Source organism: Pseudomonas laurylsulfativorans (assembly GCF_002906155.1).
GTDB lineage: Bacteria > Pseudomonadota > Gammaproteobacteria > Pseudomonadales > Pseudomonadaceae > Aquipseudomonas > Aquipseudomonas laurylsulfativorans.
The window spans coordinates 304,331-327,956 of sequence record NZ_MUJK01000006.1; the positions used below are offsets into that span (position 1 = coordinate 304,331).

Below are 23,626 nucleotides of genomic sequence, written 5' to 3' on the forward strand. Positions count from 1 at the left end.
AGCAAAAGGCCATGCCTCGTGCATGGCCCGTTCGATTGAATGGGCGAACGCCAAGGTTCATCGCGCCTGTTCCACCAACCACTCCATCAACTCGCGCAGTTTGGGCGAAGGTCCGGGTTTTTCCGGGAACACCAGGTAATACGCCAGACCTGTTTTCACCTTCAATTCAAAGGGCATGACCAGCCGCCCGGCACTCAGGTCATCGCCGATCAGCGACCAATCGCCAATTGCCACACCCGTTCCCTGGGACGCCATCGACATCGCCAGGTCCAGTGTTTCGAAATGCTGGCCCTTGCCGACATTCGTCAGCTGTACATCCGCTGCTTTCAACCAGGCCTTCCAGTCCCGTTCATCGCGGGTCGGGTGCAGCAGCAAGTGTTGTTGCAGATCGCCAGGTGTCTGCAGAGGCATGGGGCCTTCGAGCATGGGCCTGGAACACACCGGCGTGAGTTGTTCATCGAAGAGTTTTTGCGACATCAATGAATCGTCCGGCGGTGTGCCGTACATCACCGCCGCATCGAACTGCTCGCGATGAAAATCCACGCCGTGCTTGACCGTGGTGGTCAGTTCCACCGGCACGTCCGGGCGCTCCCTTTGCCATTGCAGCAGGCGCGGCAGCAACCAGCGCATGACGCAGGTCGGTGCCTTGAGTTGCAGGGTTTCGCGTTTCTCGCCGATCTGCTCCACCGCCTCGTCGATCAGGCCGAAAATCTGCTGCACCCGTGGCAGCCACTCCCGCCCTTCGGCCGTCAGGTCCAGGCCTCGGGCCTGGCGAATGAACAGCTCATAACCGAGATGATCTTCCAGCCCGGCGATCTGTCGGCTGACCGCGCCCTGGGTGATGTGCAGTTGTTCGGCAGCCCGGGTGAAGTTGCAGCACTGCGCGGTAATCAGAAAAGTGTGCAGCGCCGGCAGGGGAGGCAGTCGTTTCATTGGGATCCAAGGTATGACGTGAGGACATGGCTAGTATGACTTTTTATCCATTGTTGCGGCTACGTGTCGCCCGTTCCAATGAGGCCATTCCCGGGCCTGCGAATCCATCATAAACACAGCGCATGCCCGGCGTCTCAAACGAACAAGAAGGGCAAAGACATGGCGACGTGCGGCGAAGTATTGGTCAAGTTACTCGAAAACTACGGAGTCGAGCAGGTGTTCGGCATTCCGGGGGTTCATACCGTGGAGCTGTATCGCGGGCTGGCCCGTTCGAGCATCAACCACGTCACGCCGCGCCATGAACAAGGCGCCGGCTTCATGGCCGACGGTTATGCCCGCACCAGCGGCAAACCGGGTGTGTGCTTCATCATCACCGGTCCTGGCATGACCAACATCACCACCGCCATGGGCCAGGCCTACGCCGATTCGATCCCGATGCTGGTGATCTCCAGCGTGCAATCGCGCAGCCAGTTGGGCGGCGGTCGCGGCAAGCTGCATGAACTGCCGAACCAGGGCGCACTGTGCGCCGGTGTCGCGGCGTTCTCTCACACCCTGATGTCGGCGTCGGAGTTGCCGGGCGTGTTGGCTCGCGCCTTTGCATTGTTCCAGGCTGGCCGTCCGCGTCCGGTGCACATTGAAATTCCGCTGGACGTTCTGGTTGAAGACGCTGACGACTTGCTCGCCAGCCTGCCGGTCAACATCGACCGCGCCGGTGCTTCGCCGAGTGCCGTGTCGCGCATGACCGATTTGCTGGCCGGTGCCAAGCGTCCGCTGATCCTCGCCGGTGGCGGTGCCATCGATGCCGCTGCCGAGCTGACGGCGCTGGCCGAACTGCTGGACGCGCCGGTAGCGCTGACCATCAATGCCAAGGGCATGCTCGCCTCCGGCCACCCGCTGCTGATCGGTTCGACCCAGAGCCTCGTCGCCACCCGTGCGTTGGTTGCTGAAGCCGATGTGGTCTTGGCCATCGGCACCGAACTGGCCGAGACCGACTATGACGTGACCTTCGCCGGTGGCTTCGAGATTCCAGGCCAACTGCTGCGCGTGGACATCGACCCGGACCAGACTGTGCGCAACTATCCACCGCACGTGGCACTGGTGGCCGACTCGCGCAACGCCGCCCAGGCCTTGCTCAGCGCCTTGTCGCATAAATCCCTGGCCGAGCGCCGCAACGATTGGGGCCAGGTACGTGCCGCTCGTCTGCGTGAAGACCTGGCCGCCACCTGGGACGCACCGACCCTGGCCCAGACCCGATTCCTGGAAGCCGTGCTGCACGAACTGCCGGATGCGGTGTTCGTCGGCGATTCGACCCAGCCTGTGTACACCGGCAACCTGACGTTCAACCCGGAGCGCCCGCGTCGTTGGTTCAATTCGTCCACCGGTTACGGCACCCTCGGTTACGCCTTGCCGGCGGCGATTGGCGCCTGGCTCGGCGGCAGCGCTGAAAACGGTCATCGCCCGCCAGTGGTGTGCCTGATCGGCGATGGTGGCCTGCAGTTCACCCTGCCGGAACTGGCCAGCGCTGTCGAAGCGCGCACGCCGGTCATCGTGCTGCTGTGGAATAACCAGGGCTACGAAGAGATCAAGAAATACATGGTCAACCGCGCCATCGAGCCGGTCGGCGTGGACATCTACACCCCGGACTTCATCGGTGTGGCCAAGGCACTGGGTTGCGCTGCCGAAGCGATCAACAGTGTCGAGCAACTGCGCGGCGCATTGCGCGTGGCGGCGGATCGCCAAGGCCCGACCCTGATTGAAATCGATCAGGCCGAGTGGATGAAGGCGGTGTCGAAATGACTTTCCCGACTACCCTGGATGGCCTGTACATCAACGGCCAATGGTCGGCCGGTAACGAACACCTGCGGGTGATCAACCCGGCGACCGAAGCCCTGTTGACCACGGTCAATGGCGGCGATGAGCGCGCTGTTGATCAAGCGGTGAGCGCGGCGACCCTGGCGTTCGCCGACTGGTCGAAAACCACGGGTGCCGAGCGCGGTGCAATCCTGCGCAAAATCGCCACTGGCGTGCAGGCCAACCGTGAAAAATTGATGCACTTGCAGTCGAGCAACAATGGCAAGCCGCAATTTGAAGCGGCGATCGACGTCGATGACGTGATCGCCACGTTCGAGTACTACGCCGGTCTGGCCGAAGGGCTGGATGCTAAACAGGACAGCGTAATTGAACTGCCAACCGACGACTTTAGCGCTCGTCTGCGCCGCGAGCCGTGCGGTGTGGTCGGGCTGATCGTGCCGTGGAACTTCCCGATGGTCACCACCGCGTGGAAACTCGCCCCGGCCCTGGCCGCCGGTTGCTGCGTGGTGCTCAAGCCTTCGGAAGTGACGCCGCTGCCGGAGCTGGAACTGGCGGCAATCATCGCCCAAGCCGGCGTGCCGGCGGGCGTGTTCAACCTGGTGTCCGGCACCGGCCTGGCCGTTGGCGCTCCGCTGTCGGCAGACCCGCGCATCGCCAAGGTGTCGTTCACCGGCAGCAATGCGGTCGGCGTGCAGGTCATGCAACGTGCGGCGGAAACCGTCAAAGGCGTAAGCCTGGAGCTGGGCGGCAAATCTTCGCTGCTGGTGCTGGCCGATGCCGATATCGACCTGGCGGTGGAAGTGGCCTGCGGCGGTGGTTTCTTCAACGCCGGGCAGATGTGTTCCGCCACCAGTCGCGTGCTGGTCGCCGATGAACTGGCCGATGAATTCCTCAGCCGCGTTAAGGCGCGTGCCGAAGCCATTCGCGTGGCCGACCCGTTCGACCCGAATGTGGAAATGGGCGCACTGGTCAATCAGGCGCAATACCAGCGCGTGCTCGGCCACATCGATCGCGGCTTGAGTGCCGGTGCCAAGCTGGTTTGCGGCGGTAATCGCCCGGCCGACCTGCCGCGCGGATATTTTTTGCAGCCGACAGTTTTCACCGACGTGCCCCTCGACAGTGCGCTGTGGTGTGAGGAAATTTTCGGCCCGGTAATCTGCGTGCGCAGTTTCACCTCCGAAGCCGAGGCGATTGCCCTGGCCAACGACAGTCAGTTTGGCCTGGTGGCCAGCGTGGTGACGCGCAATGCACAGACCGCTGACCGCGTCGCCAACGCTTTGCAGGCGGGGCTTGTGTGGATCAATGCGCCGCAGGTGATCTTCCCGCAGACCGCCTGGGGCGGCTACAAGCAGAGCAGCATCGGCCGCGAATTGGGGCCGTGGGGCTTGCAGGCTTTCCAGGAAATCAAACACGTGATTCGGGCCGTCTGACGCCCCTCCTTGTGTAGGAGCGAGCCTGCTCGCGATGGACGTCAACGATAACGCGGGGAGTCAGACAGCCCGCGTGTTTCATGCGTCATTTGCGAGCAAGCTCGCTCCTACATGAGGCATGCACAGGCGTCATGGCTTCGATGAGTTTTTATCGATAGTCAGGTGTTTTACACGACCTCAGGATGAACTCACTGGTTCAACCAACCCCCCGAAAATAGAGGGGCCAACGCTGATCCAGTCGCGCGGATACAACAGTTTCGACCTGCCTCATACCTACAAAAACAAAGGGAGTCCGTAATGGGCGAGCATGATCTGAACAGACGTCAATTCATCAAGACCGTGGGCGTAGCCTCGGTGGCAGCAGCGGCGATGAGCATGCCGTTCATCAAGGCTAATGCCAGCGACACACGCTTTGCGGGCAAGACCCTGCGTTTGCTGACCTGGTCCGACGATACCGGCCTGGCTGCACTGCGCAACATCGCCGCGACTTTCGAAGACAAGTACGGCTGCAAGGTCATCGCCGACCGCACCGGCAGTACCTCGGAAATGGTCGCCAAACTCAAGGCCGGCGGTGATCGTCCGCAGTACGACATCATCACCCTGGCCGGCGTCGGTGCCGAAGGTCTGGCCGCCGCCAACCTGTTGGAAAAACCCGACCTCAACCGCATTCCCAACCTGGTCGATGTACCGGAAAAATACCGCACCGGCGCCAATGGCCACGGTATCGGTTACCTGTTGTGGTGCAACAGCCTGGTCTACAGCACCCGCACCCAGAAGGAAGCGCCAACCAGCTACGCCTCCCTGTGGGACGCCGACGCGGCGCCGAACATCTTCCTGCCGCCGCCGAACTGGACCGAGGCCATGGACCTGATCATCATCGCTGCCAAACTGGCCGGTGGTGACGAGCACAACATTGAGCCGGGCTTCAAGAAACTCGCTGAACTGAAGGATCGTGTGGTGACCCTGGGTGAAAACCCGAACCAGATCGCCGAACTGTTCCGCACCGGTTCCCTGGACATGGGCGGCCTGTACGCGCCAGCGTTCTTCCCGAAACAGATCCGCGATCCGAACTACGGCCTGGGCGCCACGTTCGGCATGAAGGAAGGTTTCTACACCGACCTGATGCTGTCGGTGATGCCGAAGAACCGTCCTGGCGATACCGACATGGCCTATGCCTTCATCAACCACTCTCTGGACCCGCTGGTGCAGGGCAAGATGGCTGAAGACATCTACAACGGCCCGGTCAACGCCAAGGCGATCATCTCCGCCGAAGCACGCAAGAGCCCGTACATCCTCACGCCGGAGCAGATTGCCGAGAAGGCGATCATGCACGACAACGCCTTCCTGGCGACTGTGCATGACCAATGGATTCGTCGTTACACGGAAATCTTTTCTTCCTGATCTGAATGGCAGGGAGGCTCTTCGAGCCTCATCGCCAGCAAGCCGGCTCCTACAAGGGCAGCGCATGACCTGTAGGCGCTGGCTTGCCAGCGATTGAGTGCGCAGCACTCGCCATGCGCCTGATCTTCCATTGACGAGACCTTTGCTATGGAACACCAACCTCTGACCCATCCGGTGAGTGCCGCCCCCGTGCGCGCCGCTCAGGGTGTTTCACCCACGACGCGCGCCTGGCTTTTCCTCTCGCCGTCGATGCTGTTTCTAGGCGTATTGATTGCCGCGAGCCTCTTGGTACTGCGCATGAGCGTGGGCACCAAAGGCGCGGAATGGTCCGGGTTCAGCCTGGCCAGTTACGCCCAGCTGCTGGAACCCTATTACCTCAAATCGCTGATGCTGACCCTGCGCCTGGCGCTGATCAGCGCGGTGATCGCAGTGATTCTGGCGATCCCGGTGGCCTACACCATGTCGCGCCTGACCTCGCCATTCGTGCGGCGGATCTTCCTTGCGGCGGTGTTGCTGCCATTGCTGGTCAACCTGCTGCTGCAAAGCTACGGCTGGCTGGTGATCCTCGGTCCCGGTGGCATGCTCAACCAGACCCTGATGGGCCTGGGCCTGATCAAGCGTCCGATCATGCTGTTGTACAACCAGAACGGCGTGTTGATGGGCCTGGTGCAAACCGCCTTCCCGCTGGCCGTGTTGCCGATTGCCAGCGCCATGCGCGGCGTCGCCCGCAGCTACGAAGAAGCGGCCGCCACCCTCGGCGCCAGTCGTTTCCAGGTGTTCCGCCAGGTGGTACTGCCGATGAGTCTGCCGGGGATCATCACCGGTGCGACCCTGGTGTTCGCCTACAACGCCAGCAGTTTCGTGGTGCCGTTGCTGCTCGGTGGCCGGCGCGTGCCGATGCTGGCAGTGATGGTGCATGACCAGATCGCCCCGCTGATGAACTGGCCCGCCGCGTCCGCTGCCGGCGTGGTGCTGATCGTCACCACCCTCGCGATCATGACCTTGTCCGAATACATCACTGGCCGTCGTCGGCGCATGCTGGAGGCTTCCCAATGAGCACCCTGACCAAGAAGCGTTATGGGCTGTTGCCCGGCGAGACCGGCAAGTTTGCCGGCATCCTTTCGGGCTTCATCCTGCTGCTGGCGGTACTGCCGATCCTGACCATGATCGTCATGTCGTTCAGCGGCGCATCGAACCTCGACTTCCCCCCGAGCAGCTACAGCCTGCAATGGTACAAAGCCGCCTGGCACACCTTTGTGTCACCCGATTCCAGTGACGTGCTGAGTCTCGGCCAAGCCATGACCACCAGCCTGATGGTGTCGTGCCTGACCATGATCTTCGCCACGCTGATCGCGGTGCCCGCGGCCTACGCGCTGACCCGTTGCGAGTTCCGCGGCAAGGCCGTGGCGCTGCAACTGATGTCGTTGCCGCTGGTGTTCCCGATGGTGGTGTTGGGCCTGGCGCTGCTGCTGGTGTTCGACAGCCTGCCGTTCCATATGACCACCTCGCGCCTGGTGATTGCCCACGTGATCCTGGCATTGCCATTCGTGGTGAAGAACTGCACGGCGGCGATGCTTTCAATCGGCACTGAAGTCGAGGAGGCCGCGCAAATGCTTGGCGCTTCGCCGATGCGGGCGATTGTCGATGTGGTGGTGCCATTGATGAAGTCGGGGATCCTGGCGGGCATGCTGCTGGCGTTCATCGTCTCGTTCAACGAATTCACCGTGACCTACTTCCTCTACACCATCGATGTGATGACCGTGCCGATCTGGATGTACAGCCGCACTGTGTCTTCGCTCGACCCAACCGTATTTTCGTTTGCCGTGCTGATTGTGTTGATCGACTTCGTCCTGATTTGGGCGCTCGAAAAACTGGTTGGTGAAGGTGGCGTTTCGTTCTGATTTCTTGAGGTGCTTCTTATGTCTGGTTTGATTCTGGAAAACGTCGAGAAACATTACGGCTCGGCCTGCGCGGTAAAGGATGTGAACCTGCATTTGCCCGAAGGCAAACTGGTGTGTTTCCTCGGCCCTTCGGGCTGCGGCAAGACCACTCTGCTGCGCATGATTGCCGGCCTTGAAACCCTGACCGGCGGCGAGATCCGCCTGGACGGCGAGGACATCGGCCACACCCCGGCGCACCTGCGCAACTTCGGCATGGTGTTCCAGTCCCTGGCACTGTTCCCGCACATGACCGTTGGGGAGAACATCGCCTATCCGCTGAAGCTGCGCGGGGTCAGCAAGGCTGACCAGCAGGCGCGGGTGGTGGAGTTGCTGGAACTGATCCAGCTGCAACCGATGATCAATCGCCCGGTGGCCAAGCTCTCTGGCGGGCAACGCCAGCGCGTGGCGATTGCCCGGGCGATTGCCAATCACCCGAAAATCCTCCTGCTCGACGAGCCGTTGTCGGCGCTGGACGCCAAGCTGCGCGAGTCGATGCAGGTGGAAATCCGTCAACTGCAACAGCGCCTGAACATCACCACCATCATGGTGACCCACGACCAGCGCGAGGCCATGACCATGGCCGATATCGTGGTTGTGCTGGGTGAGCATCGGGTGCAGCAGGTGGGCACACCGATTGAAATCTACCGCCATCCGGCCAACGAGTTCGTCGCGGATTTCATCGGCTCTGGCAACATCTTCCCGGCCACGGTGCTGGGCAACGGCAAGGTCAGCCTGCCGGGTGGCGATGCGCTGCAAGTACCGATCTGCAGCAGCATTGCGGCTGGGGAAAAGGTCAAGATGCTGATTCGCCCGGAAGACCTGCAACTGTCGGCTCCACAGGCGACTGCGGGCAACCGCTTGCTGGGCAAGGTGACGTTCGTGCGCGATATCGGCGCGACCATCGAGACCACGGTGGAGTGTTCCGGGGTGTCGTTCACCGCGCTGAGCACGCCGTGCCAGGGCTTTGGCTTGAGCGTTGGGCATCCGGTATCGGTGACCTTGCCGGTGGAGGCTTGCCGGGTACTTGGCGCCTGATGTTCCGGGGGGCTGCTGCGCAGCCCATCGCTGGCAAGCCAGCTCCTACAAGAATCGCGATACTCCTGTAGGAGCTGGCTTGCCAGCGATAGCGCCATCTGCAGCACCACAGCCTCCTGATCAGACCGTCAAACGCAACCGCGCCAAATCCCTTAACGGCGGCGCCCCAAACAACCGACTGTATTCCCGGCTGAACTGCGAAGGGCTTTCATAACCAACTCGATACCCCGCCGCCGAAGCCTCCAGCCCTTCGGCCAGCATCAACCGCCGCGCTTCCTGCAGGCGCAACTGTTTCTGATACTGCAACGGACTCATCGCCGTCATCGCCTTGAAGCGGTGATGCAGCGTCGACACGCTCAGGTTCACTTCCTTGGCCAGATCATCGATGCGCAATGGCTGTTCAAAATTGCCATTGAGCCACTTGATCGCCTGGCTGATGCGATGGCTCTGACTGTTGGTGATGGCGATTTCATACAACCGATGCCCCTGTTTGCTGCGCAACAGTCGATAGAGGATCTCCCGGCGAATCAGCGGCGCGAGCATGGCGATGTCTTTCGGCGTGTCCAGTAACCGTGCCAGGCGCAGCACGGCATCGAGCATGGCGGTGTCGAGCCGTTCGACGTACAGCCCGCGCCCGGTCGGCCGGGTGGGTACGCCGAGGGGGCCGGCGTCGGCGATCAATGCAGTGATTTCCGCCGGGTCGATGTCCAGGCGCAAGGCCAGGATCGGTTCTTGGGCCGAGACATCCACTACCCGTCCACTCAGCGGCATCGAAACCGAGACCACCAGGTAGTTCAACGGGTCGTAGTTGAAGTACTCGTTGGCCAACTGAACTTCCTTACGCCCTTGGGCCATGATGCAGAGCGCCGGTTGTGCGAGCACCGGTGCGAACTCGTGGGACTGGCTGTGGCGGGACATGAACAGCGAGCCGATGGCCGTGGCATAACTGCCATCTTCGGCGGTGCTGCGGCGGATGATGGCTGCCAGCTCCGCGCGCTGCTTTTCCATGTCGGTGTCCAGCGGGGCTTGAAAGTGATCGAGCGACGACATGCGCGGCATCCTCGGCAAGGCATGGAAGGAATGGGGCAGAGCATATGTTTGTGCAAGTGACAGCGGTAGACACATCCTGCCGGATGCTTGCCTGATTCTGCCCGGGGTCGACCGGCGGTGTAGCCACTAGAGCCTTGTACCTGCAGAACTTGCTTGAAACGCGTATGGCAGAACCGTGACAGGGTTTTACCGTTTGTTACAGGCTTGTCATGCAGTTTCGCAGGATTGTGCAACGCCCCGGCAGGAATCGACTAACGAGACAGGCGTCGCAGCCCTTAACCTTTGATCCTGTCGCAGCCCGTCCCCCGGCTGCCACGCGACTCCCCGGGAGGGTTGAACATGTCCAAGCAGATCCCCGTCAGTCATATGGCCTTCGTTCGAGCGCGCGCCGGGCGTTCGGCGGAACTCGGTGTGCGCCTCAGCGCCCTGATCGAACCGTCCCGCGCAGCGCCAGGCTGCCTGAGCTTTGCCTTGCAGCATTCGCAGTGCGATCCGCAGTTGTGGCTGGTGTCCGGTTTTTGGAGCAATCAACAGGCCATGACCGCGTACTTCAGCACGCCGGCGATGGAGATTTTTGCCGAGCTGGTGCAGGAACTGGTGGTCAACAGCCTGGATTTTCACACCTTCAAGGATGTCTCGGCGGCGCAGGCCTTGCATCAGTCCGGGGTGACGGTACACAAACTGGCCGGTTGAGGGTTTAATGACGGCATTCTCAACCAGCCAGGATTCGCGACATGGCACGTAAAGCCTTTGAACACTTCGAAGCTGTTTCCGCTGTAGTACCGGGCGAGGGTGGTTACCACGCTGCTATCGCCGTCAAAGCGCTGGGTGGTTCCGGCGCCCCGCGTTTTCACAAAGTGCTGGAAGGCCAGGTTTTCAAAACCGCCCATGACGCCGATCTGGCGGCCGCCAAGGAACTGACCCACCTCAAGGACGTCAAGGAAGACACCGACCTGCTCTGGTGATTACTTCACCGCCCCCGGGCGGTACATCTTGAACAACGCCTCAGGCCCCAGCTGGAAGTAATCCGCCGGCCCGCCGCCGCGCAGAATCGGTTCTGCCGCGGCGGTGTCGTATATCCCGTCTTTCAACAGCCACTTGGCGATATGCACGGCGACCACTTCGCCGAGGATCAGCCAGCTCGGCACCACGTTGCCATCCGCCCGCTGCAACTGAATGATCTGCGTGACCTTGCACTCGAAGGACACCGGGCTTTCGGCCACCCGTGGCACCTGAATCACCTTCGAGGCAACGGTCGTCAGGCCGGCCAGTTCGAACTCGTTGACCTCCGGCCCGACCATGGCGCAGCTCTGGTTCATCTGCTCGGCCAGCGGCCGGGTGGCCAGGTTCCAGGCGAACTCGCCGGTTTGCTCGATGTTGTTCAGGCTGTCTTTGCGCCCGACGCTGGAAAACCCAATGATCGGCGGAATGTAGTTGAAGGCATTGAAGAAACTGTAGGGCGCCAGGTTCAAGCGGCCCTCGGCATCCTGTGACGAGATCCAGCCGATGGGGCGCGGGCCGACGATGGCGTTGAACGGATCGTGGGGCAGGCCGTGGCCGTTGGCGGGTTCGTAGAAGTGGATGTCGTCGGACATGGAAATTTCCAGAGCTTGCGGGGAGACGTGCATGGTGCAAGCACGCGCCGCGGATTTCCAGTCTGATGAAGATCACTGTAGGAGCGAGCCTGCTCGCGAAAAACTCAAGGGCACCACATTTCTCCAGGATTCTCGCGTTATCGTTGACGTCCATCGCGAGCAGGCTCGCTCCTACAGGTTTGAGGTCAGCCGATAGCTTCAGCGCTACCGGTTTTATCAAAACCGTCAGAGGCATAGGTGCCGGGCTGGCTGTGTTCGATGGCGGCACTGGCGCCGGAACCGAACGAGGCCGAACCGGTTTTGTCGTAGCCGTCGGCCGCAAAGGCATTGGCAGCCAGCACGGAAAGGGTCAGGGCAAGGATCAATCGGGTTTTCATGGCAGGTACTCCAGGTACGTTCGCTGTGGGTTCGTTCAGACACTCCTTCGAGGCCTGTAACGGATATACGTGCGTCCTGTTGATTTGGATGCAGTCAGCAGCAGGGTGCTGCCGGTGCATTAACCGATGATTATCTTGCCGGAGGGGGAGACAAATGGTGCCCTTCACGAGCAAGCCCGCTCCCACACTGAAGCCATGCGGTCAGTGTGGGAGCAGGCTTGCTCGCGAAGAGGCCAGTACAGCCAGGCTCTATTGATCTGTCAGTCCGTGACGATCCGCGAGTGCTTGCGGGTGTCTTTCATGGTGACGTACACCAGCAACGACACGGCAATACACGCGGTCACGTACCAGTAGTAACCCGTTTCCATGCCGATGCTCTTGAACCACAGCGCGATGTATTCAGCGGTGCCGCCGAAGATCGAGACGGTCAGGGCGTACGGCAGGCCCACGCCCAGGGCGCGGATTTCGGTTGGGAACAGTTCGGCTTTCACCACGGCGTTGATCGAGGTGTAGCCGCTGACGATGATCAGCGCCGCCATGATCAGGAAGAACGCGCCCCACCAGGTCGTGATGGTGTGCAGGGTGGTGAGGATCGGCACGGTGAACAGCGTGCCGAGGATGCCGAAGGCAATCAGGATCGGCCGGCGACCGATTTTATCCGACAGCCCGCCGATGACCGGTTGCAGGCACATGAACAGGAACAGTGTGGCGGCGGAAATGGTGGTGGAGTCGGAAATGCTCATGCCGACGGTGTTCACCAGGTATTTCTGCATGTAGGTGGTGTAGGTGTAGAACGCCAGGGTACCGCCCATGGTCAGGCCGACCACGGTCATCAGCTCCTTGGGGTGACGCATCAAGGTGCGCATCGCGCTTTCCTTGGCCTTCTCTTTCTTGGTGAACGACTCGGTTTCTTCCATGCCACGACGCAGGTACAACGCCACCACGGCACACAGCGCGCCGATGGCGAACGGGATGCGCCAGCCCCAGGCGTAGAGCTCTTCGGTGGTCAGGAAGTTCTGCAGGACAATCAGCACTGCCAGGGCGATGAGCTGACCGGAGATCAGGGTCACGTACTGGAAGCTGGAGTAGAAGCCGCGGCGTTCCTTGGTCGCCATCTCGCTCAGGTAAGTGGCGGAGGTGCCGTATTCGCCACCCACCGACAGGCCTTGCAGCAAGCGCGCGAACACCAGCAGGATCGGCGCGCCGATGCCGATGACTTCATAGCTCGGGCTCAGGGCGATCAGCAGCGAGCCGAAGCACATCAGGTACACCGAGGCCATCAGGGCCTTTTTGCGCCCGACCTTGTCGGCATACAGGCCCATCAGCCAGCCGCCGATCGGACGCATCAGGAAGCCCACGGCGAAGATCGCGGCGGTGTTGAGCAGTTGGGCGGTGGTGTCGCCTTTGGGGAAGAAAGTCTTGGCGAAGTACAGGGAGAAGGCGGCGTAGACGTACCAGTCGTACCACTCGACCATGTTGCCAACGGAACCGCTGAAGATCGATTTGATGCGACTGGAGGTGGTTCTTTCTTTGACCGGCGCGGCGGCCGACCCAAGCGGCAGGGAGTTGGAGTTATCCATTGAAGGATCCTTCATTTAATTGTTTTTGTGGAGCGCGATGAAACGCAGCCTGCAGGGGCTATAGCAGGAGCTGTGCCAAGGGGGAGAGGGCCGGTCTAGAGGGGTGAGGGTGTTTCGGTGAGCGGAAATCCGCCTATAAAAGTTTGGTGGTGAGCGGAAAATTGCTGATTCGATTCGTGGATTATCACTGTTTGCACTGGCCTCATCGCTGGCAAGCCAGCTCCTACAATGACCGAGTTGAATGCAGATTGTTGTGCACGACACAGAACCTGTAGGCGCTGGCTTGCCAGCGATGAGGCCGGTTCAGACGCTACAGGAACATCTCCCTGCTCAACCCATGCCGCTGCATCTTTTCATTGAAGGTCCGGCGCGGCAGTTGCAGTTCTTCGAGCACCGCTTTCACATCACCCTGGTGCCGGGTCAATGCCGCACGCAGGCATTGCGCCTCGAACGCTTCCTGCTGTGCCGCCAGCGACTGGCCAGGTTCGATGCCCATCGGTTCCGGCTCACCCAGTCCCAATACCTGACGCTCGGCGACGTTCGCCAGTTCGCGCACGTTGCCCGGCCAGTCATGGCTCAGCAGATGGCTCAACTGCGCGCCGCTCAACGGTGGAAATTTACGCCCCAGCCGTTCGGCGGCGTTTTGCGCAAAGGATTCGAACAGCAAGGGTATGTCTTCACGGCGTTCACGCAAGGGCGGCAGGCGGAGTTCCGCGACGTTCAATCGATAAGCCAGGTCTTCGCGGAAACGTCCGGCCCGCGCTTCGTCCAGCAGGTCCGGCTTGGTCGCGGCAATGATGCGCAGATCCACGCGGATGCTTTGGTTCGAGCCCAGTCGCTCAAGCTTTTGCTCTTGCAACACCCGCAGCAGTTTTACCTGCTGGGCCAGCGGCATGCTTTCGATTTCGTCGAGAAACAGCGTGCCACCGTCGGCGTATTCGAGTTTGCCGATGCGCTTGCCGGACGCCCCGGTGAACGCACCGCTCTCGTGACCGAACAGCTCGGCCTCGAACAATTGCTCGGGGATGGCCGCGCAGTTGAGTGCGACAAAGGGCTTGTCAGCTCGCGGCCCGAAGTCGTGCAGGCAGCGGGCGACCAGTTCCTTGCCGCTACCGGTTTCGCCGCGAATCAGCACGTTGACTGGCAGTGCTGCCAGGTCCAGCACCTGTCGCCGCAGGGTCTGCAAACCCCGGGATACGCCGAGCAGCGTGGCATCCAGTTTGGCGCGGTTGTCCGCCTGCTCGTGCAGGGCGCGGTTTTCCAGCACCAGCCGGCGCTTGTCGAGGGCGCGGCGCAGGCTGCCGAGGAGGGTTTCCGGGCTGAAGGGTTTTTCGAGGAAATCGTAGGCGCCATCACGCATGGCCTCGACGGCCATCGGTACATCGCCGTGTCCGGTGAGCAGGATCACCGGCAAATCGGCATCCCGACGCTGTACTTCGGCCAGCAGTTCCAGGCCGGTCATGCCAGGCATGCGCACATCGCTGAGAATCACCCCGGCAAAATGCCTGGGTAATTGCGCCAGGCATTCATCGGCGCGGCTGAACAACTGCACCTCGAAGCCCGACAGGCTCAACCACTGCTCGACGGCGCTACGGATGCTGCTTTCGTCGTCGACCACGATCACTGAGTTCAGCATGGTTCATGCACCTCCAGGTCGATGGGCAAGGTCACGGTAAACACGGCACCCTTGTCATGATTGCCGGCACACAGGCGACCGCCGGATTCGTGGACGATGGCGAACGATACGGCCAAACCGATCCCTAGGCCATCGCCCACCGGTTTGGTGGTGAAGAATGGATCGAACACCTTGGGCAGGTTCTCTTCGGTGATACCGCTACCGTTGTCGATCACGCTCAGCCGCCACAATTGTTCGTCGGCTTCGAGGCGGATTTCCAGGCGTTTGCAGGGTTTGTCCTGCATCGCATCAAGGGCGTTGCGCAGCAGATTGATCAGCACCTGTTCCAGGCGAATCGCATCGCCGCGCACCCAAGCCGGGCGGGTCAGGTGCAGCACGGTGCTGACCTGCTCGTCACGCAACCGTGTATCGAGCAGTTGCAGTGACTGGTCCACCACCGCCGCCAGGTCCAGTCGTTCGCGCAAACCGCTGGGGCTTTTGCGGGCGAAGGTTTTCAGGTGGCCGGTGAGGGCGGCCATGCGCGTGAGCATTTCATCCACCAGTCTGAGCGCCTTGTAGGCGTCGTCGACGCGACCGTGGTCGAGCAGCAGGCGCAAGGTCGCCAACTGCATGCGCTGGGCGGTGAGCGGCTGGTTGATTTCGTGGGCAAGGGCGGCGGACATCTGCCCCAGTGCCGCGAGTTTGGCCGATTGCACCAGACCTTCCTGGGCGGTGCGCAGGTCGCGGGTTCTCTCTTCTACGAGCTGTTCGAGTTCTTCACGACTGCGCTGGCGCAATTTGGCCAGGCGCCAGCGCTGGTTGAGAAACAGCAGCAGGAACACCAGGGTCAACCACAGCCCGGCTGCGGCAAGCGCGGCGTTACGGCTGTCTTCGAAGGCGACTTGCGGGCGACGCAGCAGGTGCAGGGTCCAGCCCTCGGCACTCAGCGGCAGGGATTCCCACAGGTAATCCGCCTTGCCGTCCGGGCCATCGACCCGGGCCAGGTCACTGTTGTCATCGAAGCGCCGTAGCGATTGAAACTCAAGCGGCGTGAGCGGCTGCTTGTCGTACTGGCGGGTGGTCTTGAGTTCGGCATGATCGCTGTCACTCAGCGGCTTGAGCAGGCGATAACGCCAGCCCGGCTGGTTGGCGATGAAGATGATCCCGCGTGCGTCGCTGACCAGCAGCGTGTCGCTGCCCTGGCGCCACTCGCGTTCCAGTTCGGGAAACTCCAGCTTCACCACCATGGCGCCGAGGAACTGGCCGTCGTCATCCGTGACCGCGCTGGAAAGGAAGTAGCCAGGAATCCCGCTGGTCACGCCCACCGCGTAAAAGCGCCCGGTGCCCTGGGTGCGGGTCTGGTTGAAATAAGGGCGGAAACCGTAGTTGTGGCCAACATAACTGCTGGGCAAACGCCAGTTGCTCGCCGCCACGGCGAGGCCAGTGCGGTCGAGCAGTTCCAGGGTCGAGGATTCGGCCGCGCCATTGATTTTTTCCAGTTTGCGGTTCAGTGCTTCCTGCTGCTCCGGGCTCACCGCCCCCTTGAGCGCCGAACGCAACTCCGGGTCCAGCGCCAGCACCGCGGGCAGGGCGCGGTAGCGTTCGATCAGGGTATGCAGGGACGTGGCGTACAAGGCCAGTTGTTGATTGGCGCGGCCAGCATCCTCGACCATTGACTGGCGCACGGCGTGGCGCATGGCCAGGGTGGCGGCGAGGGCGGCGCCGGCGATGATCAACAGGGTGTAGAGCGCCAGGCGCAGGGATCTGGAGGTCGGGAGCATCGAACGGAAGTCGGACAAAAGATAGGAGGCGCAAGATAGCATGCGGACTATCTTGCGCCAGTTCTCATCTCACTGCGCCCGAGTCGATACCTTGAGCTTTCAACGATTGATGTTTCGTCTCATCTGTTCCAGTTCATCTGTCAGTTTCCCCAACGAAACGACCGAGTTCCTGGCGTTAATCAGGTCGTCATTGTTCAGGTGTGCTTCATGCATGCTGTTGGCTAGCCCGGTCTGTTCAGATGGGCTGTCACCAGGATCCTGATTGGCTCCACGGGTTCGATAAAGGGCGATCCGGTGAAAACGCATGAGTGTTTCACGGAGGAACGTTTCCCATGCTCAGGGGGAAACTCAACGGGTAGATGGCCGCTGATGAGTCGCCTTGTGCGGCGTTACCCCGAGAACATTCCCAAGCGTTTCACTGTGAAACGCTTCGAATGACCAGCACCTCACGCACGGCACCGCCCTCGAGCATGGCGCGCATCAAAACAACCCCGCTTGGATTTTTTGCTGCAGCAGCGCAGCCAGTTCCCGGCTGGGGTATTGGGTTTGCAGTCCCCAGGCTTTACAGCCGAGTGCATGCCGAAAAGCGCCGGCGTCCATGAGGTCCTGAACGCTCCCACACAGCCGACAGCGCACCAGCGGGCCGTCGAGTGTCCAGTGTTTATTCCAGGCTTCCAGCGGCAGGTAGGTCACGGACATTCAAAACTAGGCCTTTGGCGAGGTACGACAGGGGCTGCGTGCGCGTAAAACCACTCATTACAAGTGATGGTAGGCCAGTCCCCGGGGGTTGGTGACCAGCAGGCACAAAAAAAGCCGCGCTGTCGTACAAACAGCGCGGCTCTTTTTTAATCAGCGGTTAAGTGCTTACTGCACTTCCACCGCCAGGCTTTCACTGATCTTTTTCTGCCAGATGGCAGGACCGGTGATGTGTACCGACTCGCCCTTGCTGTCGACCGCAACGGTCACAGGCATGTCTTTTACGTCGAACTCGTAGATCGCTTCCATGCCCAGTTCGGCGAAAGCTACCACGCGGGATTTCTTGATCGCTTGCGCCACCAGGTAAGCCGCGCCGCCGACTGCCATCAGGTAAACGGCTTTGTGGTCCTTGATCGCCTCAATCGCGGTCGGGCCGCGCTCGGATTTGCCGATCATGCCCAGCAAACCGGTCTGCTCGAGGATCTGACGGGTGAACTTGTCCATCCGCGTGGCGGTGGTAGGACCGGCCGGGCCAACCACTTCGTCACCGACCGGATCGACCGGGCCGACGTAGTAGATGAAGCGACCCTTGAGGTCCACCGGCAGGGTTTCGCCCTTGTTCAGCATCTCGACCATGCGCTTGTGCGCAGCGTCGCGACCGGTGAGCATCTTGCCGTTGAGCAGGACGGTTTCGCCCGGCTTCCAGCTCTGTACTTCTTCCGGGGTCAGGGTGTCGAGGTTGACGCGACGGGCCGACGGACCGGCTTCCCAGACGATTTCCGGGTAGGCGTCCAGCGGTGGCGCTTCCAGCGAGGCCGGGCCGGAACCGTCGAGCACGAAGTGCGCGTGACGGGTGGCGGCGCAGTTCGGGATCATGCACACCGGCAAGGAAGCGGCGTGGGTCGGGTAGTCCATGATCTTCACGTCGAGCACGGTGGTCAGTCCACCGAGGCCTTGGGCGCCGATGCCGAGTTGGTTGACCTTCTCGAACAGCTCCAGGCGCATTTCTTCAATGCGGTTCTGTGGGCCACGTGCTTTGAGTTCGTGAATGTCGATGGATTCCATCAACACTTCTTTTGCCATGACAGCGGCTTTCTCGGCGGTGCCGCCGATGCCGATGCCGAGCATGCCCGGTGGGCACCAGCCGGCGCCCATGGTCGGAACGGTCTTGAGCACCCAGTCGACGATCGAGTCGGACGGGTTGAGCATGGCCATCTTCGATTTGTTCTCGGAACCGCCGCCCTTGGCCGCCACGTCCACTTCCACGGTGTTACCCGGAACGATCGAGTAGTGGATAACGGCCGGGGTGTTGTCCTTGGTGTTCTTGCGAGCGCCCGCCGGGTCGGCGAGGATCGAAGCACGCAGGACGTTTTCCGGCAGGTTGTAGGCGCGACGCACGCCTTCGTTGATCATGTCGTCCAGGCCCATGGTGGCGCCATCCCAGCGCACGTCCATGCCCACACGGACAAACACGGTGACGATGCCGGTGTCTTGGCAGATCGGGCGGTGGCCGGTGGCGCACATGCGCGAGTTGATCAGGATCTGTGCCATCGAGTCACGGGCCGCTGGCGATTCTTCGCGCAGGTAGGCTTCGTGCATCGCCTGGATGAAATCCACGGGGTGGTAATAGGAAATGAACTGCAGGGCGTCGGCAACGCTCTGAATCAGGTCGTCTTGCTTGATCACGGTCATGAGTCGCGCTCCTCTAAAAGACGGGAACATTCAATAAGGTGCTTGCAGCTTGGGTGCATCGGTCGGTTGCAAGCACCTTTCAAGGCACGCCGGGCAAGCTGGCGCGACGCTAAAAAGGCGCGGCAGTATACCGCGCCTCGTTGAACGGCACACGCGCCAGTGGTCAAACCTTGGTCTCATTGTCGAACTCGAACCCTGTAGGAGCTGGCTTGTCGGGTCGCCGCATCGCAGCGAAAGCGGTGGATCAGCCTCCATCCGTATCGCCTGCGAGAGCGCCTTCGCTGGCAAGCCAGCTCCTACAGGGGGCGTGGCGTGGCAGCTGTTTTAGACCCGACGAAAATTGAATGGTCATTTATCGGCCACGCCACTAAAGTGACATTCGGTCTGTAGAGTAGGACGCTCTGTCAGTCTCCTTTCATTTGGTGAGTCACGATTGACCCATAACGCCATCCAGCGCCTGTTGCTCAAACGTTTCGCCCTCGCGGCCGGCACCTATGCCCTGGCATTGCTGTTGTTGTGGCTGGCATTTTTTACCGGTCACTACGACGCGCCGCTGTCCAGCGTCGCCATCGGCAGCGCACTGGTCGTGACCAGCCAGGCCATCCTGTTTGCCGTGTTCTACAGCGGCTGCAACCTGCGTTTCGCCGACCCCAGCCTGACCGAGGCGCAAGTGTTGCTGGGGCTGGGCTGGCAAACCTGGCTGATCGCCCACCTGGACGAAGCCCGGGGTGCGTTTCTGGTGTTTTACGTGCTGATCCTGCTGTTCGGCCTGTTCCATCTGTCGCGCCGGTCCTTTGTGCGTTGCGCGCTGCTGGTGTTCTTCAGTTTCAGTGCGATCACACTGTGGGAGGGCTATCACTTTCAGTTGCCCGACCCGGCCATGGCGGTGTTGCAGGTCTGCGTGCTGTTCATCGTGCTGGTGTGGCTGGTGCTGTATGCCCGCTATGTCCAAGCTTCGCGGCAGCGTATGCGCCAGCGGCGTTTTGCGTTGCAGGCGCACCAGGACACGTTGCGCGGGATGATGCGTCAGCTCGAAGACCTGGTGGCCACCGACGAGCTCACAGGCCTGTTCAATCGCCGGCACTTCCTGCATCTGGCTTCCCGCGAGCTGGACGCCATGGACGCCGATGTGGTGCATGGCCTGGCGCTGATCGACCTCGACCATTTCAAGCGCATCAACGATCTGCACGGGCATGCTGCGGGCGATCAGGTGCTGCAAGCCTTTGCCGGCGTTGCCACCGCGTGCCTGCGCGACGGTGACGTTCTGGCCCGTTACGGCGGTGAAGAGTTCGTTATTCTGCTGCCCGATTGCGATGCCGATAGTTTGACCTCGTGCTGCGAACGGCTGCGCATTGCGTTCACCGATGTCGAATTGATTGGTCTGAATGTGCGCAACCTCAGCCTATCCGCCGGCATGACCCTGCTGGAGCGGGGTGATGACCTCGATGACGCCCTGCAACGGGCCGATCAGGCGCTTTATCGCGCCAAGCGTGACGGTCGCAACCGATGCGCGGCAGCGTGGGAGAACATCGATGCCTGAGCTGCGGGTCGGCGAGCGCCACTGGTCGGTGGCGGTGGGCAGCAACCTGCTCGATGCGCTGAATCAGAACGGCGTGCCGGTGCCTTACAGTTGCCGCGCCGGCAGTTGCCATGCGTGCCTGGTGCAATGTGTGCGGGGCCTGCCTGGCGACAGTCGCCCCGATGCCCTGAGTGCACAGCAGCGTGATCAGGGCTGGCGCCTGGCCTGCCAGTGCCAGGTGGTCGAGGACTTGCAGGTGCATGCCTTCGACCCGCAAACCGATGGTCGACCGGCCGAAGTGGCTGCGGTCGATTGGTTGAGCGCCACGGTCCTGCGTCTACGCGTAGTCCCTCAGCGCCCGTTGCGCTACAGCGCCGGCCAGCACCTGGTGTTGTGGGCGGGAAGCGTAGCGCGGCCGTACTCCCTCGCCAGCCTGCCGCAAGAAGACCGGTTTCTGGAGTTTCATCTCGATTGCCGCAAGCCCGGGGAATTCAGCGATACCGCCAGGCAATTACGCATCGGCGACCCGATACGCCTCGGTGAACTGCGCGGCGGCGCCTTGCATTACGACCCGGACTGGCACGCCCGGCCGTTGTGGTTGATGGCCGCAGGTACCGGGTTGGGGCCATTGTTTGGCGTATTGCGCGAAGCGCTGCGCCAGGATCACCAGGGCGCCATCCGTGTCATTCACCTGGCTCATGATGCCGATGAGCACTACCTGGCCAAACCGCTGCAAGCCATGGCCGCCAGCCGTCCGAACCTGAGTGTCGAACTGTGGACCGCGGCTGAGTTGCCAGCGGCTTTGGCGCAACTGCGGCTTGTTTCCCGGCAAACCCTGGCCTTACTCTGCGGAGCCCCCGACAGTGTCGACGCCTTTGCCCGGCGCCTTTATCTGGCGGGATTGCCGCGCAATCAACTGCTGGCCGATGTGTTCCTGCCCCGTGGTTGAGCGCTGACTTTTCAGACGCGAGACCTGTCATGACCGATGCCATCCAAGTTGAACGCGAACGCGGCCTGTTGACCCTGCGCCTGAATCGCCCCGAAAAGAAAAACGCCCTGACCCGCGCCATGTACAGCCACCTGGCCGAAGCGCTGAAACAGGCCGACAGTGACCCTGAAATCAACGCCGTGCTGATCACCGGTTCCGCCGAATGCTTCACCGCCGGCAACGATATCGCCGATTTCGTCCAGCAACCGCCGAGCAACCTCGACAGCCCGGTGTTCCACTTCATGCTCAACCTGCTCGAATGCCGCAAACCGGTGATCGCCGCCGTGGCTGGCGCGGCAGTGGGCATTGGTACGACGATGCTGCTGCATTGCGATCTGGTCTATGTCAGCCGCGATGCGCGGTTGCGCATGCCATTCGTCAACCTTGGCCTGTGCCCGGAATTTGGCTCCAGCCTGATTCTGCCGCGCTTGCTCGGGCAGGCGAAAGCGGCGGAGTTGTTGCTGCTCGGTGATGGTTTCAATGGTGAACAGGCTGCGGCGTGGGGCATTGCGTCCGAAGCCTTGGGCAGTGGTGAAGAAGCCTTGGCCAAGGCGCGGGAGATGGCGTTGCGTTTTGAGTCGCTACCGCCGGAAGCGGTGCGCATCAGCAAGCAGTTGATGAAGGCGCCGGACCGGGAGCTATTGCGCAAGGTGATTGAAGAGGAGGGGGCTTTGTTTACCCAGCGGCTGAGATCGCCGGAAGCGTTGGCGGCGTTGACGGGGTTTATCAAGCGGCATTGAGTCTTTTGCTGGCTGGGCCGGCCCCATCGCGAGCAAGCTCGCTCCTACAGGGTTCGTATGAACGCCGCCAATCAACTAATGAAATGGCTACCCCCCCCCGCTGCCCCCTGTGATCGCCCACTAAGCTTTCACAGAGGGCTCATCGGAGATCATTGCCATGAACAACGTAGCTATTGCCGCCATCGACCTCGGAAAACATTCCTTTCATCTTCATGCTCAAGATGATCGCGGCCACGAGGTTCACCGCAGAAAGTTTACGCGCGCAGCACTCACCCAATATCTGGCGAAACTGGAACCCTGCACCGTCGTGATGGAAGCCTGTGGCGGCGCCCATTTCATGGCGCAGGAAGTCGCCAAGCTGGGGCATACGCCCAAGCTTATTGCGCCACATCTGGTACGCCCTTACGTGAAGAGCAACAAAAACGACTTCGCTGATGCCGAAGCGATCTGCGAGGCGGCGACCCGGCCCACAATGCGCTTCGTGCACCCCAAAACCCAGGCTCAGCAGGCGCTGGCGATGCTCAATTCGGTTCGTGAGTCGTTCATCAAAGACCGTACCGCCACCGTCAATCGGATTCACGCAGCCCTGCTGGAGGTGGGTATCAGCCTGGCTCCCGGCTTCAAATCCATCAAAGAGCTTCCAGCATTGCTTGAGATGAGTTCATTTTCCGGCTCCATCAAAAAAATTCTGATGGGGTTGCATGAGCACTTCAACTATCTGGATGGGAAGGTCAAAGCGCTGGACAAGGAGGTGGAATGCCAAGCAGCTGAAGATGATCTGGCGGCTCGTTTGATGACCATGCCGTGTGTCGGCCCGATCACCTCCAGCGCCTTGGCTGCCGAGTTGGGCGATGGCAAACAGTTCAAATGCGGCCGAGGCTATGCGGCGTCGATCGGGCTGGTACCCAAACAGCACGGTACGGGCGATAAAACCGTGTTGCTCGGCATCAGTAAACGCGGCGATCGAAATCAGAGGCGCCTGCTCATCCAGTGCGCCCGTGTGTACTTGATACAACTGGAACGACAGAAAGGCGCCTTGGCGGACTGGGTCCGCCAACTATTAGCTTCCCGCCATCACTCCAATCTCGTGGTCTGCGCACTGGCCAACAAGCTGGCAAGAATCGCCTGGGCGATAGCCGCACACCACACTGAATTCGATGCGGGGCCAGCCGCGATGAACGCCTGACCCCGCTGTCACCCGAGCACCACCCACCTGGTTTTGCGATGCTGGATAACTGATGACGTGAACGGCCAACCGGCCTGACGACAACCCTGGGCTCCTACACGGCTGTAAGGCCGTTCAACTAATTAGGGTCGTTGGGCATCGATTCTCATCGAGGCGCGGGGCGACACCCCCACTCAGACGCCGGATAGATGAAAGCAAGCCAAACACGCATCAAATACAGTATTGCAGAAAAGGGGGTAACCATAGATGTAGGAGC

At 61.3% G+C, this 23,626-nt stretch carries 20 protein-coding genes and 1 pseudogene; 12 read left to right on the forward strand and 9 right to left on the reverse strand.

Annotated features, from left to right (window positions below; all coding sequences use genetic code 11):
* Positions 1–57: 57 nt before the first annotated feature.
* Positions 58–933 (reverse strand): LysR substrate-binding domain-containing protein, encoded by an 876-nt coding sequence (locus B0D71_RS20550; RefSeq protein ID WP_103396373.1) that lies wholly within the window; start codon positions 931–933, stop codon positions 58–60.
* 159 nt (positions 934–1,092) lie between these two features.
* Between B0D71_RS20550 and B0D71_RS20555 the strand changes: the two genes are divergently transcribed.
* The 6 genes from B0D71_RS20555 (at position 1,093) to B0D71_RS20580 (ending at position 8,551) form a co-directional block, all read left to right on the forward strand.
* On the forward strand, positions 1,093–2,730 hold the full coding sequence (locus tag B0D71_RS20555) for a 5-guanidino-2-oxopentanoate decarboxylase (RefSeq protein WP_103396374.1): 1,638 nt from the start codon (positions 1,093–1,095) through the stop codon (positions 2,728–2,730).
* Positions 2,727–4,175 carry an aldehyde dehydrogenase family protein gene (locus B0D71_RS20560; RefSeq protein ID WP_103396375.1) on the forward strand — a complete coding sequence of 483 codons (1,449 nt, stop codon included), beginning with the start codon at positions 2,727–2,729 and terminating at the stop codon, positions 4,173–4,175. The genes B0D71_RS20555 and B0D71_RS20560 overlap by 4 nt, the downstream gene beginning before the upstream one ends.
* Before the next feature lie 297 nt (positions 4,176–4,472).
* Positions 4,473–5,576, forward strand: coding sequence for an extracellular solute-binding protein (locus tag B0D71_RS20565; RefSeq protein ID WP_007978499.1), 1,104 nt, complete (start codon positions 4,473–4,475; stop codon positions 5,574–5,576).
* Between the two features lie 147 nt (positions 5,577–5,723).
* Positions 5,724–6,632: an ABC transporter permease gene (locus B0D71_RS20570; RefSeq protein ID WP_103396376.1), complete on the forward strand. Its 909-nt coding sequence runs from the start codon at positions 5,724–5,726 to the stop codon at positions 6,630–6,632.
* Positions 6,629–7,477 (forward strand): ABC transporter permease, encoded by an 849-nt coding sequence (locus B0D71_RS20575; RefSeq protein ID WP_103396377.1) that lies wholly within the window; start codon positions 6,629–6,631, stop codon positions 7,475–7,477. The genes B0D71_RS20570 and B0D71_RS20575 overlap by 4 nt, the downstream gene beginning before the upstream one ends.
* An 18-nt stretch (positions 7,478–7,495) precedes the next feature.
* The gene (locus tag B0D71_RS20580; protein WP_103396378.1) at positions 7,496–8,551 is read left to right on the forward strand and encodes an ABC transporter ATP-binding protein; all 1,056 of its coding nucleotides are present in this window, start codon (positions 7,496–7,498) and stop codon (positions 8,549–8,551) included.
* A 120-nt stretch (positions 8,552–8,671) separates the two neighbouring features.
* On the opposite strand, the gene B0D71_RS20585 is transcribed toward B0D71_RS20580, so the two are convergent.
* Positions 8,672–9,601, reverse strand: coding sequence for an AraC family transcriptional regulator (locus B0D71_RS20585; RefSeq protein WP_103396379.1), 930 nt, complete (start codon positions 9,599–9,601; stop codon positions 8,672–8,674).
* A gap of 339 nt (positions 9,602–9,940) precedes the next feature.
* Between B0D71_RS20585 and B0D71_RS20590 the strand changes: the two genes are divergently transcribed.
* Complete coding sequence (locus B0D71_RS20590) at positions 9,941–10,294, forward strand: putative quinol monooxygenase (protein WP_103396380.1); 354 nt, start codon at positions 9,941–9,943, stop codon at positions 10,292–10,294.
* 41 nt (positions 10,295–10,335) lie between these two features.
* Complete coding sequence (locus B0D71_RS20595) at positions 10,336–10,566, forward strand: hypothetical protein (protein ID WP_103396381.1); 231 nt, start codon at positions 10,336–10,338, stop codon at positions 10,564–10,566.
* On the opposite strand, the gene B0D71_RS20600 is transcribed toward B0D71_RS20595, so the two are convergent.
* The 7 genes and pseudogenes from B0D71_RS20600 to B0D71_RS20640 form a co-directional block, all read right to left on the reverse strand.
* Positions 10,567–11,196, reverse strand: coding sequence for a flavin reductase family protein (locus B0D71_RS20600; RefSeq protein ID WP_103396382.1), 630 nt, complete (start codon positions 11,194–11,196; stop codon positions 10,567–10,569). It lies immediately after the preceding gene.
* A 185-nt stretch (positions 11,197–11,381) separates the two neighbouring features.
* Positions 11,382–11,573, reverse strand: a complete 192-nt coding sequence (locus B0D71_RS20610; RefSeq protein WP_103396384.1) for a hypothetical protein — start codon at positions 11,571–11,573, stop codon at positions 11,382–11,384.
* A gap of 260 nt (positions 11,574–11,833) precedes the next feature.
* Positions 11,834–13,153: an MFS transporter gene (locus B0D71_RS20615; RefSeq protein ID WP_103396385.1), complete on the reverse strand. Its 1,320-nt coding sequence runs from the start codon at positions 13,151–13,153 to the stop codon at positions 11,834–11,836.
* Between the two features lie 296 nt (positions 13,154–13,449).
* Positions 13,450–14,789: pseudogene (locus tag B0D71_RS20620) on the reverse strand (sigma-54-dependent transcriptional regulator); the annotation flags it as partial.
* Entirely contained in the window at positions 14,783–16,549 is a 1,767-nt protein-coding gene (locus B0D71_RS20625; RefSeq protein ID WP_103396402.1) for a sensor histidine kinase, read from the reverse strand. The pseudogene B0D71_RS20620 and the gene B0D71_RS20625, both read right to left, overlap by 7 nt.
* A gap of 480 nt (positions 16,550–17,029) precedes the next feature.
* Positions 17,030–17,248, reverse strand: a complete 219-nt coding sequence (locus B0D71_RS20635; RefSeq protein WP_103396388.1) for a hypothetical protein — start codon at positions 17,246–17,248, stop codon at positions 17,030–17,032.
* A gap of 165 nt (positions 17,249–17,413) precedes the next feature.
* Positions 17,414–18,937, reverse strand: a complete 1,524-nt coding sequence (locus B0D71_RS20640) for a fumarate hydratase (protein WP_103396389.1) — start codon at positions 18,935–18,937, stop codon at positions 17,414–17,416.
* A gap of 433 nt (positions 18,938–19,370) precedes the next feature.
* Here B0D71_RS20640 and B0D71_RS20645 point away from each other — a divergent pair, with 433 nt between their 5' ends.
* The 4 genes from B0D71_RS20645 to B0D71_RS20660 all read left to right on the forward strand — a co-directional run bounded on the left by B0D71_RS20645 (position 19,371) and on the right by B0D71_RS20660 (position 23,370).
* A complete protein-coding gene (locus B0D71_RS20645; RefSeq protein ID WP_103396390.1) occupies positions 19,371–20,477 on the forward strand; it encodes a GGDEF domain-containing protein in 1,107 nt (368 codons plus the stop codon).
* Positions 20,470–21,405 carry an iron-sulfur-binding ferredoxin reductase gene (locus B0D71_RS20650; protein ID WP_103396391.1) on the forward strand — a complete coding sequence of 312 codons (936 nt, stop codon included), beginning with the start codon at positions 20,470–20,472 and terminating at the stop codon, positions 21,403–21,405. The genes B0D71_RS20645 and B0D71_RS20650 overlap by 8 nt, the downstream gene beginning before the upstream one ends.
* A 29-nt stretch (positions 21,406–21,434) precedes the next feature.
* Positions 21,435–22,184: an enoyl-CoA hydratase-related protein gene (locus B0D71_RS20655; RefSeq protein ID WP_103396392.1), complete on the forward strand. Its 750-nt coding sequence runs from the start codon at positions 21,435–21,437 to the stop codon at positions 22,182–22,184.
* Between the two features lie 157 nt (positions 22,185–22,341).
* A complete protein-coding gene (locus B0D71_RS20660) occupies positions 22,342–23,370 on the forward strand; it encodes an IS110 family RNA-guided transposase (RefSeq protein WP_103392895.1) in 1,029 nt (342 codons plus the stop codon).
* The last annotated feature ends 256 nt before the right edge of the window (positions 23,371–23,626 follow it).